The 15,332-nt window shown below is 43.6% G+C and carries 16 protein-coding genes and 1 pseudogene; 8 read left to right on the top strand and 9 right to left on the bottom strand.

The features are described 5' to 3' along the window. Window positions 1-15: 15 nt before the first annotated feature. The 4 genes from C1X04_RS03130 to C1X04_RS03115 form a co-directional block, all read right to left on the bottom strand. Window positions 16-369: a hypothetical protein gene (locus C1X04_RS03130; RefSeq protein ID WP_110575833.1), complete on the bottom strand. Its 354-nt coding sequence runs from the start codon at window positions 367-369 to the stop codon at window positions 16-18. A gap of 258 nt (window positions 370-627) precedes the next feature. Beyond that, on the bottom strand, window positions 628-1,107 hold the full coding sequence (locus C1X04_RS03125; protein WP_110575835.1) for a peptidylprolyl isomerase: 480 nt from the start codon (window positions 1,105-1,107) through the stop codon (window positions 628-630). Window positions 1,108-1,194: 87 nt separating this feature from the next. Next, a complete protein-coding gene (locus C1X04_RS03120) occupies window positions 1,195-1,782 on the bottom strand; it encodes a DUF1439 domain-containing protein (protein WP_110575837.1) in 588 nt (195 codons plus the stop codon). Continuing rightward, window positions 1,779-2,654, bottom strand: a complete 876-nt coding sequence (locus C1X04_RS03115) for a mechanosensitive ion channel family protein (protein WP_137169145.1) — start codon at window positions 2,652-2,654, stop codon at window positions 1,779-1,781. Before C1X04_RS03115 ends, C1X04_RS03120 begins: the two co-directional genes overlap by 4 nt. A gap of 126 nt (window positions 2,655-2,780) precedes the next feature. Between C1X04_RS03115 and C1X04_RS03110 the strand changes: the two genes are divergently transcribed. Together C1X04_RS03110 and C1X04_RS03105 are read left to right on the top strand one after the other, a co-directional pair. Then, a complete protein-coding gene (locus C1X04_RS03110; RefSeq protein ID WP_110575842.1) occupies window positions 2,781-3,209 on the top strand; it encodes a YebG family protein in 429 nt (142 codons plus the stop codon). A 166-nt stretch (window positions 3,210-3,375) separates the two neighbouring features. Continuing rightward, window positions 3,376-4,347 (top strand): aspartyl/asparaginyl beta-hydroxylase domain-containing protein, encoded by a 972-nt coding sequence (locus C1X04_RS03105; RefSeq protein ID WP_137169144.1) that lies wholly within the window; start codon window positions 3,376-3,378, stop codon window positions 4,345-4,347. Window positions 4,348-4,435: 88 nt separating this feature from the next. On the opposite strand, the gene C1X04_RS03100 is transcribed toward C1X04_RS03105, so the two are convergent. Next, entirely contained in the window at window positions 4,436-4,699 is a 264-nt protein-coding gene (locus C1X04_RS03100; RefSeq protein ID WP_137169143.1) for a TIGR03643 family protein, read from the bottom strand. A 259-nt stretch (window positions 4,700-4,958) separates the two neighbouring features. Here C1X04_RS03100 and C1X04_RS03095 point away from each other — a divergent pair, with 259 nt between their 5' ends. Together C1X04_RS03095 and C1X04_RS03090 are read left to right on the top strand one after the other, a co-directional pair. Beyond that, entirely contained in the window at window positions 4,959-6,794 is a 1,836-nt protein-coding gene (locus C1X04_RS03095; protein WP_137169142.1) for an ABC transporter ATP-binding protein, read from the top strand. A gap of 106 nt (window positions 6,795-6,900) precedes the next feature. Then, window positions 6,901-8,256, top strand: coding sequence for a multicopper oxidase family protein (locus C1X04_RS03090; protein WP_254682319.1), 1,356 nt, complete (start codon window positions 6,901-6,903; stop codon window positions 8,254-8,256). Between the two features lie 73 nt (window positions 8,257-8,329). Here C1X04_RS03090 and C1X04_RS03085 read toward each other — a convergent pair whose 3' ends face one another. Further along, a complete protein-coding gene (locus C1X04_RS03085; protein WP_137169141.1) occupies window positions 8,330-9,154 on the bottom strand; it encodes a DUF2076 domain-containing protein in 825 nt (274 codons plus the stop codon). 368 nt (window positions 9,155-9,522) lie between these two features. Between C1X04_RS03085 and C1X04_RS03080 the strand changes: the two genes are divergently transcribed. From C1X04_RS03080 to C1X04_RS03070, 3 genes and pseudogenes are all read left to right on the top strand, one after another. After that, window positions 9,523-10,539, top strand: coding sequence for a LacI family DNA-binding transcriptional regulator (locus C1X04_RS03080; RefSeq protein WP_110575851.1), 1,017 nt, complete (start codon window positions 9,523-9,525; stop codon window positions 10,537-10,539). 135 nt (window positions 10,540-10,674) lie between these two features. Continuing rightward, window positions 10,675-11,634, top strand: a complete 960-nt coding sequence (locus C1X04_RS03075; RefSeq protein WP_137169140.1) for a sugar kinase — start codon at window positions 10,675-10,677, stop codon at window positions 11,632-11,634. An 86-nt stretch (window positions 11,635-11,720) separates the two neighbouring features. Continuing rightward, a pseudogene (locus C1X04_RS03070) lies at window positions 11,721-11,894 on the top strand (bifunctional glyoxylate/hydroxypyruvate reductase B); the annotation flags it as partial. An 8-nt stretch (window positions 11,895-11,902) separates the two neighbouring features. Here the strand turns inward: C1X04_RS03070 and lepB are convergent. From lepB to C1X04_RS03055, 3 genes are all read right to left on the bottom strand, one after another. Continuing rightward, window positions 11,903-12,706, bottom strand: a complete 804-nt coding sequence (gene lepB / locus C1X04_RS03065) for a signal peptidase I (protein WP_175404884.1) — start codon at window positions 12,704-12,706, stop codon at window positions 11,903-11,905. Between the two features lie 62 nt (window positions 12,707-12,768). Next, window positions 12,769-13,011: a hypothetical protein gene (locus C1X04_RS03060; protein WP_110575859.1), complete on the bottom strand. Its 243-nt coding sequence runs from the start codon at window positions 13,009-13,011 to the stop codon at window positions 12,769-12,771. Between the two features lie 84 nt (window positions 13,012-13,095). After that, window positions 13,096-14,016 carry a LysR family transcriptional regulator gene (locus tag C1X04_RS03055; protein ID WP_137169138.1) on the bottom strand — a complete coding sequence of 307 codons (921 nt, stop codon included), beginning with the start codon at window positions 14,014-14,016 and terminating at the stop codon, window positions 13,096-13,098. Window positions 14,017-14,126: 110 nt separating this feature from the next. On the opposite strand from C1X04_RS03055, the gene C1X04_RS03050 reads away from it, so the two are divergent. Further along, window positions 14,127-15,275, top strand: a complete 1,149-nt coding sequence (locus tag C1X04_RS03050) for an alpha-hydroxy acid oxidase (protein WP_110575863.1) — start codon at window positions 14,127-14,129, stop codon at window positions 15,273-15,275. Window positions 15,276-15,332 lie beyond the last annotated feature (57 nt).

Raw genomic sequence — 15,332 nt, 5'->3', positions numbered from 1 at the left:
TCTATGTGGTCCTTATTATTCAAAGGAAGAGATAAAGTAGTGACTCAAAATGCGTAAACTGTGCTCCATCTTGAAATAATTTTTTGCATCCTGATACGTCACAATTAATTGTTTAAGATGCGACAGAGGCAAATACACCTTGTCTAAACACGTTTGTCGCCAATGAGGCACCACTCTGGTATCACATACAGTGTCCAGCAACACATTAAACACTCTTTGATGCAATAACGTCGCATCGGGGATGCTTAAGCGTTCGGCATACTCTTCCGTTAGTTTCAAATAATGATAGAGCACTTCTGGGGAGTCTGCACACTGCCCTCCCTGAATAGTCTGCTCGAGCACTGAAAATGGCACTAAATAATGACTCATTGCTTCGCCCTCTAAAATAGAACACACAAAATATAAATGATAACTATTATCAATAATGTGCACGGCGACGAGATCTGTCAAGCAGTTGATAACGATTCTTATTAAATTTTAATATTTGCTGCAATCACTTGATTAAAATCAGTCTTTCTCTGCTCATTTAAAAAATACAAGCTCAGAAATACAAAAACCCCCGCTGCGTTATCCGCAACAGGGGCTTTTGGGAAATAGCCTTATTTTGTTGTTAAAGCACTCTTGCTCTTAGTGGTGATGACCACCAACACCGTGCGCATGGCCGTGCGCAATTTCATCATTCGTTGCTTCACGAGCATCAACAATTTGAATATTGAACGTTAGATCTTTACCAGACAATGGGTGGTTCAAATCAACAGTAGCGTGCTTCAAACCAACTTTAACCACGGTCACCTGACGCATGCCTTTGTCAGTTTGTACCATAGCGACCATGCCCGCTTTCCAGCGTTTCGCACCCTGTAAATGTTTTACCGGCACTTGTTGCTGACGATCTTCATGGCGCTCGCCATAGGCATCAGCACACGCAACAGTGACTTCAAACTCGTCACCAACCTCTTTGCCTTCCATTGCTTTTTCAAGCCCAGGAATAACATTACCGTGGCCATGTAAATACGCCGCAGGATCTTTACCTGCAGAAGTCTCAATCAGCTCTTCGCCATGGCGCAAAGTATAATGAAATTGAACGACTTGATTGTCTGCAATCGACATGATGTTTCCTTAATATCTGGTTATATAATATTCGGGCATTATAGTGGCTATGAAGAAACTTACCTAGACCCTTAACCAAAGTCTTACCTAAAAGATAGAAAGCTCTAACGAGTCTTCCTTGATAATAATGTCTTTCACCATAACCGCTGCTGCCTTCTCAAATGGCGAGTGATTCAAAACATACACAGGATGCCCATCAAAGTACTGTACAAAAGCCCTTTCAAAATCTTCATGTAATGGCCCTAAAGTAGAACGCAGCAACTTATCACTAAAGCTTGAGCCTTCGACTTCAATCTTAGTAATTTTTGGTGCCACTAAATAAAGTCGATCTTCTTCAATCCGAACACCGGATTCAAAAGAAGGGTTCACTCTTGTCGTGAGCGAAAAGTTCTGACCGAATGCGGTTACGGTTCCTGTGATTTTGCCAATAAGATCCACCAACACTAAACCGCCATCACGCTCAGTAAAATCAATATTTGCAGAGCTAACCAAAAAATCCAAGTTTAGGGTATTACCATCTAGTGTTAGCTCAATTTGATTTTGTTGAGGTTTAGCAAGTTGCTGTGCGACTTCTTCGTTAACCTTACTTTCTGTGACACGAAAACTATTACAGCCCGCTGTTAATAAAGTGATACAAATTAAACATACTAGCGTTAATGTACGAGTTTGACTCATTGATCTGCCCTCGCTGCATCTAACCTAGCATCACGACTTGCGTACCAAAACGCCATAAAATCTTCCGTCACTTTTTGTTCAATTTCGACCGCTTCTTCTGTCGGGCAAAAAAGAGAAATCGTAAAAATGTTAAAGCCTTCCACCGTGGTCGTAATACGCACTCGAGGTTCAGGACCAGAAATTTTGATATCCAAACGTTTTTCAATAAGGCTGTTATAACGAATAGCAACGTCATGAAAATGCTCACTGTAACCACGAATTTTTTCCAGTATTTGCTCTTTTATGGTAAACAAATTCACATCATCCGTGGCGCGCGCAATAGAAAATGTGTGAGTCACATAACGACGCATATAGTTTAAGTTCTGAACCGTTTGTAATAACAGCACACTGTTGGGCACAACTGTGGTTCGACCCGTGTAGGAATATGTGCCACCTTTTAAGTCCACTTCAAATAAAGTAGTGGATAGCCAATCGCTATCTGTTACTTCACCTTCATAGTTAGCAATTCGAATCCAATCACCAACCTGATAAGGGCGAGTACTTGCTCGATAAAATGCACCAATAATGCAAGCAATAAATTCCTTTGTGGCAATGACCAAAGCCACCATGAATGCGGCAATTGAAATGGCGATACTTTGCAGCTCAGAAGACCAAATAAGCACCAAACCAACCACTAAAAACAGGTTGAAAATGTTATCTACCGTGTTGATTCTCTGACGTTTTTTATCATGTTCGATTTTTTGGTGAAGACGTATAGCTCGCTTTGTATAACGTCTCACTATGTAGGACAGCAAAACCCAAGCGAGTGTTAAAACGATCTCAACATGATCCATTACAATAGAAAAGTCTAACTGGGAGAAATCGATCGACATAAAATGGTTTCCTTCATCAAGGGCGTAACTTTAACAACCATTGCTCATATCAACAAATAAAAGCACTAGACAAACGGGAAAATAATACTGTACATTTATACAGTATTATTTTTCATGAGGTGGATCATGCCTGTAATTATCAAATATGTTGTAGAACGCGATGGAATCGAAAAAATGACATTTACTTCAAAAGTCGAGGCCGATGCATACGACAAACTTCTAGATACCGCTGAAGCGCTTTATGAAGTATTGGATCAGAGCAATTTAGCTGGAGACCACAATCAAAAAGAAGCTTTATCTATGTACCTAGCAGAGAACAAGGATTCTCTATTAGATATATTAGGCAACAAAAAGAAAACGTCACCAAAAGCCAAAAAATCATCATCCAAAGAATCCAGTGGAAAAACAGCGTCATCAGCAGTAGTTACTGAAAAAAAGACACTTGAAGACCTTGTCATAGAAACCGATGAAGAGATGATTTATAGCGAAGATGATAGCGCTCTCACATTTGATCTTGATGAAAGCAGCGATTTTCCAGAAAGTGATGCAGCATAAAGCTGCATCATCCCCTCGTTTAGTACAAGAAATATTCAAAATGAAGCATCCATGTAAAATTTAAAAGCGGATAAGCGCATCCCCTATTTTGGGTATTCACATTTCATGACCAATGGTAAATAATTAGCAAATAAAAAGACTAATCGTCAAGAAATGGGAAATAAAGATGCAGCTTGCCGTTATCATGTTATTTATTGCTACTTTCAGCATGTGTTCCATGTACTACATTTATACGTATAGAGGAAACACTCGATACACCAGCTGGTCTGAATACTTCCGTAAAGGCTGGCCGATATTTGCCCCTTTAAATTGCTTACTGTATTTGTTTTCCACCAAAAAAGTCCGTCGCCCTATTATCGATACGCTTCAATACAAAGAGTTAGACGAACTCCGCAAAAACTGGGAAGTGATAAGAGATGAAGCACTGGCACTGCAACATTGTGGTGAACTAGAAAACATTAACAAACCTGGCTCTGACGCGTCCTATGACTTGGGGTTTAGAACATTTCATAAATACGGCTGGAGAAAGTATTACTTAAAATGGTATGGATACAACCATGTTTCCGCTCAAAAACAATGCCCAAAAACCGTTGAGATACTCAGCAAAATTAAAAATATCAATGGCGCCATGTTTGCTTACATGCCAGGAAACTCAGAACTGACGCGTCATCTAGACCCTGTCGCCTGTTCTTTACGCTACCACCTAGGGCTAGAAACCCCTAACTCGAAAGATTGTTTCATTAACGTAGATGGAGAGGAATACGCTTGGCAAGATGGCAAAGACTTGCTGTTTGATGAAACGTACCTGCACTTTGTAAAGAACAATACAGATCAGAGTCGCTTGATTTTAATGTGTGACTTCAATCGACCGGTCAATATTTTCGGGAAGGTCATTAATTTCTGCTACAAAATGTTGATGAGAGCCTCTGTCGTACCCAATACGGGTGAAGATAAAGGCGGACTGGCAAATAGAATTTTCAAAAATGTCACACCGCTATTACAGCAAAGTAAAGAGCTAAAGCAGACAAATAGAAAAGCCTATAAGCGTCTAAAATACACAGTAAATAGCTTGCTGCTTTTAGCGATTGCAGGGATTATTGTTGGCTTTATTCAACTCATATCTTGGCTGATTTCGTAAAAGCACAGAGTGCAGGGAAATAAGCTCCTCTCTTGCGCACACCACATCCACTTATAACGATTGGGAGAAACCAGTCTTCCAATCGTTATTAGCGCCCTTTGTTAGCACGAATTTTATACTGTGTTTTACAGTAGCCACGCGAAATTTCAGGGTTGCGGTACGCCAAATGTTTACTCGCACGCCCAGAGACCCTAGCTCGCCAGTTTCTAAAAGCTTTAGATTTAAGATTCCTTCGCATTAATAAAATAACATCTGGCTCAGAGAGCCCATAAAGCATTTGAATGGCTTCAAATGGCGTACGATCTTCCCAAGCCATTTCGATAATTCGTGACGTGTCTGGAGTCAAAATCATTCCTTAAGCAGTAACCATAATGAGCGTTATACGAAAGGATAAGGTCAACGGATCAACTATTTTCTAGCGATTGCTATGCACCGAATAGGTTTACTCACTAGCCTTACTAACCAATAAAAAACTCATAGGCAAACGACGCAAACACAAGAGCATCTTATCAAGCACCAAGTGTCGTGTTTTTAAAATGGATAAAAGATCGGCAGAATAACTTATACTATTCGTTCCTCTGCATGTATTTCCTAACGTTTTAAGGTCTTTAATGAAACCTGTTGCTTCGCCGAATAACACTGTCGATAAAAACATGCTTGGCGTCTTTCGTTATAGTCGACGCGCCATTGATTTAGTATGGAAAACCTCTCCAAAGTTAACCATTGGCTTGGCACTGGCGACTCTGATTGCCGGTGTCACTCCAGCGGCAATGGCGTATGTCGGGCAGTTGATAGTGGACGCGGTTGTTGCCGCCATGGAAAGCTACAAGCAAGATCAAGTTGTGCATTATCAGACCGCACTCAATTACGTGCTATTAGAAGGTCTTTTAGTATTGGTAATTGCCGCAGCGCAACGTGCTTTGACAGCCCAACAAGCCATTTTACAAGGCTTGCTAGGTCAAAAAGTTAATTTAATGATTTTAGAAAAAGCCCAAAGCCTTACCCTGTCTCATTTTGAAGATTCTGAGTTTTACGACAAACTGGTTCGAGCTCGTCGCGAAGCATCCAGTCGACCACTCGCGCTCGTTAATAAGACTTTTGCTCTGCTGCAAAATGCCATTTCCTTATCTAGCTTTGCCGTTCTACTTTGGCAATTTTCGCCATGGGCACTCATTCTATTAATATGTGGCGCCTTACCTTCCTTCATTGCTGAAGCTAAGTTTTCTGGTGACGCTTTTTTAATGTTTCGTTGGCGCTCACCTGAAGTCCGTCAACAAAACTATTTAGAAACGCTACTGGCTCGAGAAGACAACATCAAAGAAGTCCGCCTGTACCAATTAGGTGATCGATTTCTACAACGCTACACAGAAATATTCATCAAACTATTCAAAGAAAGTAAGCGACTTATCTTACGTCGAGAAAGCTGGGGCTTTGCCCTTGGTGTAATAAGCACATTGGTGTTTTATGGCGCTTATGGTTGGATCGTCAGCGACACTATTATTGGAGCGATTACCTTGGGTCAAATGACCATGTATTTATTGCTCTTCAAACAAGGGCAAAGCTCGGTATCCGCTTCTCTCACCGCCATCAGCGGTATGTATGAAGACAACTTATACTTATCTAATCTCTACGAATATCTAGAACAAGAAACGCCGCTTTCAACATCCGGTTTGTTAGTAGGCCCTATGCCAAACGATGGTATTCGTTTTGAAGACGTTACTTTCCAGTATCCGGGTAGTGAGCGCCCAGCGCTTGCCAATATCAATCTGCATATTAAACCTGGTCAAAGTCTGGCCATTGTCGGCGAAAATGGTTCCGGCAAAACCACGCTGATTAAACTGCTCACTCGTCTTTATAACCCCACCAAAGGGCGAATTTTATTGGATGGTTTAGATCTATTAGAATGGGAGGAAAGCGCACTACTAAAACGTATTGGCGTTATATTCCAAGACTTTGTACGCTATCAATTTATCGTTGGCGAAAACATTGGCGCTGGCGACAATGACAGATTTAACGATCAAACAGGTTGGAAAAAAGCCGCTGAACTTGGTAAGGCGACCGACTTTATTGATGAACTGGAACAAGGCTATCAGACCCAACTGGGACGCTGGTTCCGTGGCGGGCAAGAATTGTCGGGGGGACAATGGCAAAAAATCGCCTTGGCCCGTGCTTTCATGCGCGAAGACGCTGATATTTTAGTCTTAGACGAACCAACAGCGGCTATGGATGCTCAAGCTGAAGCCAATATTTTCCAGCATTTCCAAGAGCATACTAAGGATAAAATGGCGATTCTGATTTCTCACCGTTTTTCTACCGTACGACTCGCTCACGAGATCATTGTTATGGAGCATGGACAGATCCAAGAACGTGGTACCCACGATTCACTACTAGCTCAACAAGGCCAATATGCGCATTTATTTACTTTACAGGCGCAGGGATATCGTTAAAAGCCTGATCAAGGCCAAATTATAACGATAACTTTTTTGCTATGCTCAGCATCATTAAATTCGCACTTGGCTAAATTTACGAAAAATAATTTACAGGACAGACGTTTTGAACAGACGTAATTTTATAAAATCCAGCTTGCTAGTCGCTATGACGAGCACACTGCCTAGAGTCGTACTCGCCGCAACACCTTCTGCAGGTTTCGACTATGAATTAATCGTCGAAGCGGCCGATGTGAACATTGTCCCTGGCGGCAGCACGCCAGCGCTGTGTTTTAACGGCGGCTACCCAGCTCCAGTTATTCGCGCCAAACAGCATCAGCCTGTTCGTATTCGCGTCATCAACAAACTAAACGAACCAACAACAATTCATTGGCATGGCATGAGAATCCCCATTGCGATGGATGGCGTGCCCTTTTTAAGCCAGCCCCCAATCATGCCAGGTGAAACGTTCGACTACGAATTCACACCGCCAGATGCAGGCTCTTTCTGGTATCACCCACACATGAACAGCGTCGAACAACTTGGAAAAGGCTTGGTTGGCGCATTAATAGTGGAGGAAGCAGAGAAGCCAGACTTCGATGAAGACCTGGTGTTGTGCATGAAGAACTGGCATATCAAAGACGATGGTTCTTTCACCGCTCTAACGACACCGCAAAATGCTTTTCGCATGGGCACACCTGGACGCGTGATGACAGTCAATGGTCAGATCAACCCTACCTATGAAGTGCCTGCTGGCGGCGCTATTCGAGTTCGCTTTTTGAACGTCGATAACACTGTGATGTACCAGATAAACGCAACCGATCCAGCAGCACAAGTCATCGCCATTGACGGCAACCCTATCGCCAACCCTGTTGCGTTAACCAATCACATGACCGCGCCAGGAATGCGTCTTGACCTTGGTGTTATTGCACCTAGCAAAGTAGGTGAAACGGTCACATTTAAGCACAAGAACAAACCATTAGTGACGATCAAGACAGTAGCAAGTCAGCTCAAAAATCGTCAGTTGCCTAAGCTACCACTCAACCCAATTACGGCACCAGATTTAGATAACGCAGAAACCATTAAGTTTGCTTTTGAATGGAACGCCAACATCACGCCAATCGAAAAAGATGGCAAGGTAAGTTATAACTTCTGGACCATGAATCGCCGCTCTTGGGAAGGTATGTCAAAAGGCCATATTCCAGACCCTCTTGCTACACTAGAGCGAGGCAAAACCTATATCTTCGAGCTGTCGAATTTGACCCAGTATCACCATCCGATCCACATCCATGGTCATACATTCACAGTTTTAAAATCCAATAAAAAAGCCATCACACCTTTCCATTCAGATACCGTTTTATTAGGAGAAAACGAAACGGTTTTGGCAGCGTTTGTGGCAGATAATCCAGGCCGTTGGATGTATCATTGCCATATAATCGAACACCTAAAAACAGGCTTTATGAGCTTTGTTGAGGTGACGTAAAAATGGTCTGCTCGATCAACACATCTCCAAATCGAAAGCTGTCGATCTGGAGATGTGTTTTTAAAGCGAATGACTAAATAAAATCATCACTGCCGAAGTCATCAAAACCGCCCATATCATCAAAACCTTGATCAAAGCCACCTGAATCTAGATCACTTTGATCCATATTCGCTTGGTCAAACCCAGCCTGCCCAAAGCCTCGGTTAGGATCCAGACCATCATCCGATTGATCAAAGCCTGCCTGACCAAAACCACCTTGATCTGCGCTATCGCTATCAGCAAAACCATTCTGTTCAGAATCTGATGCTGACCCAATATCAGACTCTTGTCCAACGTCCGAATCGGTAGGCGTTTCGTTAATGGCATTGACCATATCTGCATCAGAGTGATGGCTAAACATATTCATCAACATATTACCGACAACAACACCGCCTGCCACACCAGCTGCGGTTTGTAAGGCACCACCTAAAAAGCTACCCGCTCCAGAACGATTCCGAGCAGAGGCTTGAGCTTGACTGTCAGTTTGATTCCTTGCCTGTTGATTGCTCGACCGACCAAAGCCTTGCTGGGAACCATTGCCATTGCCCCAACCGGAAGCTTGCTGAGCGGACGTTTGAGAAGACACCTGTTCTCCACCAAATAGCCCAGATAAGAAACCGCCAGAGCTGGGCTTAGTCGATGCATTACGTTCGAGCTCTTCTACACGGGCATTCAACTGCTTTAACGCGGCTTCTTGCATAATAATGGTTTGTGCCATGTAGTAAGGTGCGGCAGGATTCGCCACAAGGTGTTTATTTATCTGCGCTTCTGCTTCTTTGTCCCGCTCACCAGTGTTTTTCTCTGCGGTATTAATACGTTCAAACAAACTATCAATTAAGCCCTTTGCCTCGTTACTCATCTTCATGTCTCCACTAAACTCAAATAGTCAGCAGGCAAATGAAAAGCTGCCTGCGATAACTTAATCATATGGCTACGGCATGCATGAACAAGTGATTAAAGAGTCAGGAAAAAGGAAACAAGACTTGAAGGAAGGTTAAGGTTTTTACTTAATTGGGCAACCCCTTAAAAAATGTGAGTAAATACCCAATGACAAACAAGATTGCCCACAGTGAGTATTCCCATATAACACCATGTTAAAAGAGAAAATATGAAAATGAATCTAGCTGTTGATTCGTTCAATAAAATTGCGCCTTGCTAGGATCATAGTTTACAGTACGGCAAATCACTTATTCCAATACCCGCTAATACAACCATTGAGACGACACATTGTTGAAGAAAAACAATAAAAACTTCACCACGATTTCAGACGTTGCAAAACACGCAAAAGTTGGCAAAACCAGTGTTTCACGTTACCTCAATGGGGAACAAGATAAGCTATCAGAAGCGCTTCGAGAAAAAATCGCCCAAGCCATTGCACACCTTGATTTTCGGCCAAACCATTCGGCTCGTATGCTAAGGGCAGGACAATCCAAACTCATTGGATTACTACTGGCGGATGTCACTAATCCGTATTCTATCGATGTCTTGCAAGGGATAGAACACGTCTGTCGCCGTGAAGGTTACATGCTAATGGTCTGTAACACGGATAATAAAAAAGAGCTTCAAGACAGCTATTTATCACTACTCGAAGCTCACAGAGTCGATGGTATCATCGTCAACACTGCAGGCATGGCACAAAAACAGATTAACAATTTAAAACAACTGTCCTGCCCTTTAGTGCTGGTTGATAGAATCAATACTTCCCTCGGGTTCGACACAATCGGCTTGGATAACGAAACCGCTGTAAAAGAAGCCTGCCAACACTTAGAAGCTAATGGCTACGATTCGATTCTGGTCGTAACCGAATCCATTGGAATTGAGCCCCGCCAAGCAAGAGTCGGAGCCGTTCAAGCTTTCTGTAAAACAACCCCAAACATCACATGTGATGTTATCGAAATAGACAAGCTGAGCGTCAGTATTTTAGTGAACCTGATTCAAGACTTTTTGACTAATCACCCAAACAGCAAAACCGCTATATTCACGACGAATGGTGTCGCTATGATGAGTACCGCGAAAGCCTTGAAGCAGTTAGACATTCGTATCGGCTCGCAAATAGGTTTAATCAGTATAGACGACCCTGAATGGGCGCAACTGTTTGAAGGCGGCATCACCGTCATGCGCCAACCCACTCAGCTTATCGGCCAAACCGCATGCGAACGTTTGCTTTCAAGAGTACAAGGCAACGAAGAACCAGCGCAACACATCAAGCTCAAAGCTGAACTTGTTATTCGACATTCCACTTAGCTCATATTGACTAAAAAAACCTCATAAAAATACTGCTCAGATGTGGTTAAAGCCTATCCATGGAATCGATTCCATGATACTTTCTTCGCATACTATTTGACCTCCATAAACACAAAAACCTCAGGGGCAATCAACATGCAAAACAATCAATCACACTCTTTTGTCACTCTTGGTGAAGCAATGGCTATGTTTGTGGCCAAAACACCAGGACAACTGGCACAGATAGAAGAGTTTCATCGCTCTTTAGCTGGGGCGGAAGTCAACGTTGCTATTGGTATGGCGCGTTTAGGTTTTGAGTCCTGCTATATCAGTAAAGTGGGTAAAGACAGCTTTGGTCAATTCATTCGTCAAGCAATCAGCAATGAAAACATTCGTACTGATTGGATTTCTGAAGGTGCAAATCACGCTACTGGCTTTATGCTGAAATCGAACGTAACTGATGGTAGCGACCCTAAAGTCGAATACTTCCGTCGTAACTCAGCAGCCTCAACATTAAGTACGGCAGACATTGACAGTGCACTATTTAAAGCGGGTACCCATTTGCATCTAACTGGCATCTCGATAGCGGTATCTAACACAATGCGTGAAGCGACCAGACATGCATTAAATCTAGCCAAAGAGCAAGGCTGCAGCGTGTCTTTTGACACCAATTTGCGCCCTACTTTGTGGCCTGATGAAGCCACTATGGTTGCATCCATTAATGAGTTTGCCTTTGCCTGTGACATCGTTCTACCTGGTATAGAAGAAGGTAAAATTCTCGCGGGCAGTGATGAACCTGAAGTGATTGCGGACTTTTATCTTCAGCATGGTGTCAAAACAGTGATCGTCAAACTCGGTAGCAAAGGTGCTTACTTTAAAACCAGTAACGGTGAATCAGGTACCGTTGCAGGCTTCCCTGTAGAGAAAGTAGTGGATACGGTCGGTGCTGGCGATAGCTTTGCTGTTGGTGTGATCTCGGCTCTATTAGATGGAAAAACCATTGAACAGGCCGCTCGCCGAGGAAATTTACTAGGTTCTATAACCGTTCAAGTACGTGGCGACAGCGAAGGTCTACCTACTAGAGAGACCCTAAATAAGCTAGAAAAGGAGTCATAACATGAAGAAGACTTTATCGCGGTCCTAGTGGAAGCAGAGGGTCTTATCGCGCAGCTGGCTTAGATGTCTTTGAAGTCGAACCTCTACCTGGTGACTCACCACTTTGCAAACTGGACAATGCGGTACTATTTCCTCACATTGGGTCTGCAACAACAGAAACAAGCCTTGCCATGGTAACCTGTGCGGTCGACAACCTTATTAATGCATTGAATGGCGATATTTCAAAGAATTGCGCCAATCAACATTTGTTAAACAGATAGCCTTTTGGCTATCTGTTCGTAACTTTCTTTCCAAGCCGATTAGACTCTTTAGAAAACCAAATATACGTCACTTTACCAATGACATCCGATTCAGGAAACGTCCCCCAATAACGGCTATCATTACTGTTATCTCGCCAATCACCCAAGACAAACACTTGCCCTTCTGGCACAACTCGTTCAGCCATAGAAATAGAAACCTCGTTGCGCCTAAAACTGTCATCAACCGAAGCTACTATTTCAGGCTCGCCATTTAACATCACTTGACCATTTTCAATAGCCACTCTGTCGTTGCCTAAAGCAACGATTCGCAGGGTTAGCAAGGTTTGTCTATTATTAGGGTATCGAAACACCACCACATCGCCCACTTTTAAAGACAAGTCTTGGGTATCGACGGCGATATAATCATCCGGCTGTAGAGTCGGCATCATAGAGCGAGAGGGGATACTATAAAGCTCAAAGCCCAACAACGAACCACGAGACGAGATAAGTGTTTGACCAAAAGTCAGAATCAACGCCAGTATAGCCAGATAGCAATACCAGCGGTTATAAGGCTTCAATTCGTAGGTTTTATTTGATAAAGCAAGTCGCACAGCGCTGAGTATGGCGTACGAATAGAGACAGAGTATAAAGACAACAAAAAGCCAAATTCCGTAAGCTGTCGAAAGATAGCCCAGCTTTGCAAAGACTATAAGCCCACCAACTTGCAGAAAAAAAAGCCATACCCCTTTTTTCAAATCCCCTGCGTATACATGCCCGAATCCCGGCGACAAGATAGACAATATCAAGGCCCAGCTGGGGCTTCTCTTCTTCACGCTTTGCTTCCCTTCACCCATTAATAAAGCTCTTCTTTACTTTATGATGCCTTACCTGCGCATCATAAAACTGAACGAAACCGAGAAAAACGAGCGGCATCAATAATCGACCAAAGGTGCAATATCCCACCAACTAGCCACATAAAGAACAAAATCACTGTTGCCCCTAATGCATAGCTCACACAGACAGTCACAAAAAAGAACAGCGCCATAAAAAAACGCCCCTGCACCAGTTGACCTAATCCAGGAATAAAAACATTACAAAGTGCAGCAATCACATTGCCGCCTGAACCTTGACCAGACATAAGTGCTCCCATCATAAAACCACAAAAAAATAAGAATAAGGACAAAGCCAATAAATAGAAAGTACCTTATTTGCCTTGTTAGACCTAAAAATACTCTTTTTTATCCTGATAAGCCTGCTTGATATGCTCTATTAATAAGCGCAACTTTTCTGGCAAGTATTTGGTAAAGGGATAGATAGCATAGACACCGAGCTGCCGTGGTTGGTAATCGGATAAAATAGCAACCAGCTTACCTTGCTGTAAATCTTCATACACACAGCAACGCGGCACATAGACGATACCAAAACCAGCCAAGGCGGCCTTGCGTAAAGCCTGAGCGTTATTTGTAGCAAAGCTACCACTGATGCGCACACTTTCTTCAACTCTTTTTTGACCAACACCTTGCTTGGTAAAGCGCCAATCAAATGAACCTTGCGCTTGGTAGGTATACGCCAAACAATTATGCTCTTTCAGTGCATCTAAATCTCTGACTTCGCCATGACGCTCGATGTAACTTGGCGAACAGCAAACAATCCAGTTAGATTGAATCAAAGGCTTGGCAATTAGGCTTGAATCTTCCAGTTTGCCGGTGCGAATCGCCAGATCCAGCCCTTCTCCGACAAGATCGACAAAATCATTTTCAAGACGCATATCCACGTTGATATTGGGGTATTTCTGACAAAACTCCGCCACCGCTTCGGCCAACAGCAACTCACCAGAAATAGTTGGTACGGACATTTTGATTGTCCCAGTTAAGCCTTGGCTAAAGGCCGACACCGACGCAATCGCATCGCTCACTTGGCCTTCTATATTTTTGGCGTGAACATACAAGCTCTCACCCGCTTCGGTCAGGCTGAGTCGTCTCGTCGTACGGTGAATTAGCTGCGCACCAAGATCTTGTTCCAGCTTGCTAATACGTTTGCTCAGGGCTGGCGTCGATAATCCAACTTGCTGCGCGGCCTTATTAAACGAGCCTGCATCGGCAACGTTTACGAAAAGCGTTAAATCAGCTGCGTTCAATGTCATGCCCCCTTTTCATTAAGACGTTTTAAGAAAGAGTTTATTAGTTTATGTCGTATTTATCGCAAATAGAACAGCGTCTATAGTTAATAAACAAAATAAAAGGAGCTGAATCCATGCGTCTCAAAGACTGCCACAACTTCCAAGACTTTCGCACTCTAGCCAAAAAACGCCTACCAAGTCCGATCTTCAATTACATTGATGGTGGCGCCGACGACGAGACAACCTACCGCCGCAACACGGCTGCATTTGAAACCTGCGACCTAGTGCCCAGTGTTCTCACTGGCGTAAAAGACGTAGATCTGTCCGTCACCGTGATGGGACAAAAACTCGCCCTGCCAATCTACTGTTCGCCTACCGCCTTACAACGATTATTTCATCACGATGGCGAAAGAGCGGTTGCGAATGCTGCCGAAAAATACGGCACCATGTTTGGCGTGTCGTCCCTTGGCACTGTAAGCATGGAAGAAATTGCCAAGCAAACCACCACACCTCAGGTCTATCAGTTTTACTTTCATAAAGACCGTGAACTGAACCGTGCCATGATGCAACGCGCCAAAGACGCAGGCGTACAAGTCATGATGTTAACGGTCGATTCCATTACTGGCGGCAACCGAGAACGCGACCTTCGCACAGGCTTCGCCATTCCTTTTAAATTAAACCTAAAAGGCATGCTGCAATTTGTTCTCAAACCCATGTGGGGCATTAACTACGTCACCCACGAAAAATTCCGTTTGCCGCAGCTTGAAGAACACATAGACATGGGCTCAGGCGCCACTTCGATTGGTGACTATTTTACCAACATGCTCGACCCATCCATGAACTGGGACGACGTGGCAGAAATGGTGAAATTCTGGGACGGAGAGTTTTGTCTAAAAGGTATCATGAGCCGAGAAGACGCCCGCAAAGCCGTAGAAATTGGCTGCACTGGCGTGATCATTTCCAACCATGGTGGTCGCCAGCTTGATGGCTCGCGCAGCTCCTTCGATCAGCTCGCAGAAATTGTTGATGAAGTAGGCGACGAAATCGATGTCATCTTTGACAGCGGCGTACAGCGCGGCACCCACGTACTCAAAGCCTTATCCCTCGGCGCCAAAGCCGTCGGCATCGGCCGCATGTACTTATACCCACTCGCTGCCGCAGGACAACCTGGCGTTGAACGCGCCCTAGGCTTAATGAAAGCCGAACTCGAACGCGACATGAAACTCATGGGCAAAACTTCGATTGATCAACTGACCAGAGAGAACTTGCGATTTCGGTCTTAAAATATTGCCTACACTTCCAAAGTATAAAGACTAAACAGGCTGGCAGTTTCGAGAGAG

Source organism: Marinomonas sp. FW-1 (assembly GCF_005222245.1).
GTDB lineage: Bacteria > Pseudomonadota > Gammaproteobacteria > Pseudomonadales > Marinomonadaceae > Marinomonas > Marinomonas alcarazii.
The sequence above is the reverse complement of the archived record's forward strand: the minus strand, read 5'-3'. Positions and strand labels throughout refer to the sequence as shown.

Bases quoted from the DNA above. Each gene is read 5' to 3' on its own strand.
- C1X04_RS03120 (WP_110575837.1), bottom strand. From the start codon at position 1,782: ATGAGTCAAACTCGTACATTAACGCTAGTATGTTTAATTTGTATCACT.
- C1X04_RS03060 (WP_110575859.1), bottom strand. From the start codon at position 13,011: ATGTCTGGTCAAGGTTCAGGCGGCAATGTGATTGCTGCACTTTGTAAT.
- C1X04_RS03115 (WP_137169145.1), bottom strand. From the start codon at position 2,654: ATGTCGATCGATTTCTCCCAGTTAGACTTTTCTATTGTAATGGATCAT.
- C1X04_RS03050 (WP_110575863.1), top strand. From the start codon at position 14,127: ATGCGTCTCAAAGACTGCCACAACTTCCAAGACTTTCGCACTCTAGCC.
- C1X04_RS03125 (WP_110575835.1), bottom strand. From the start codon at position 1,107: ATGTCGATTGCAGACAATCAAGTCGTTCAATTTCATTATACTTTGCGC.
- C1X04_RS03095 (WP_137169142.1), top strand. From the start codon at position 4,959: ATGAAACCTGTTGCTTCGCCGAATAACACTGTCGATAAAAACATGCTT.
- C1X04_RS03130 (WP_110575833.1), bottom strand. From the start codon at position 369: ATGAGTCATTATTTAGTGCCATTTTCAGTGCTCGAGCAGACTATTCAG.
- C1X04_RS03105 (WP_137169144.1), top strand. From the start codon at position 3,376: ATGCAGCTTGCCGTTATCATGTTATTTATTGCTACTTTCAGCATGTGT.
- C1X04_RS03100 (WP_137169143.1), bottom strand. From the start codon at position 4,699: ATGATTTTGACTCCAGACACGTCACGAATTATCGAAATGGCTTGGGAA.
- C1X04_RS03110 (WP_110575842.1), top strand. From the start codon at position 2,781: ATGCCTGTAATTATCAAATATGTTGTAGAACGCGATGGAATCGAAAAA.
- C1X04_RS03085 (WP_137169141.1), bottom strand. From the start codon at position 9,154: ATGAGTAACGAGGCAAAGGGCTTAATTGATAGTTTGTTTGAACGTATT.
- C1X04_RS03055 (WP_137169138.1), bottom strand. From the start codon at position 14,016: ATGACATTGAACGCAGCTGATTTAACGCTTTTCGTAAACGTTGCCGAT.
- C1X04_RS03075 (WP_137169140.1), top strand. From the start codon at position 10,675: ATGCAAAACAATCAATCACACTCTTTTGTCACTCTTGGTGAAGCAATG.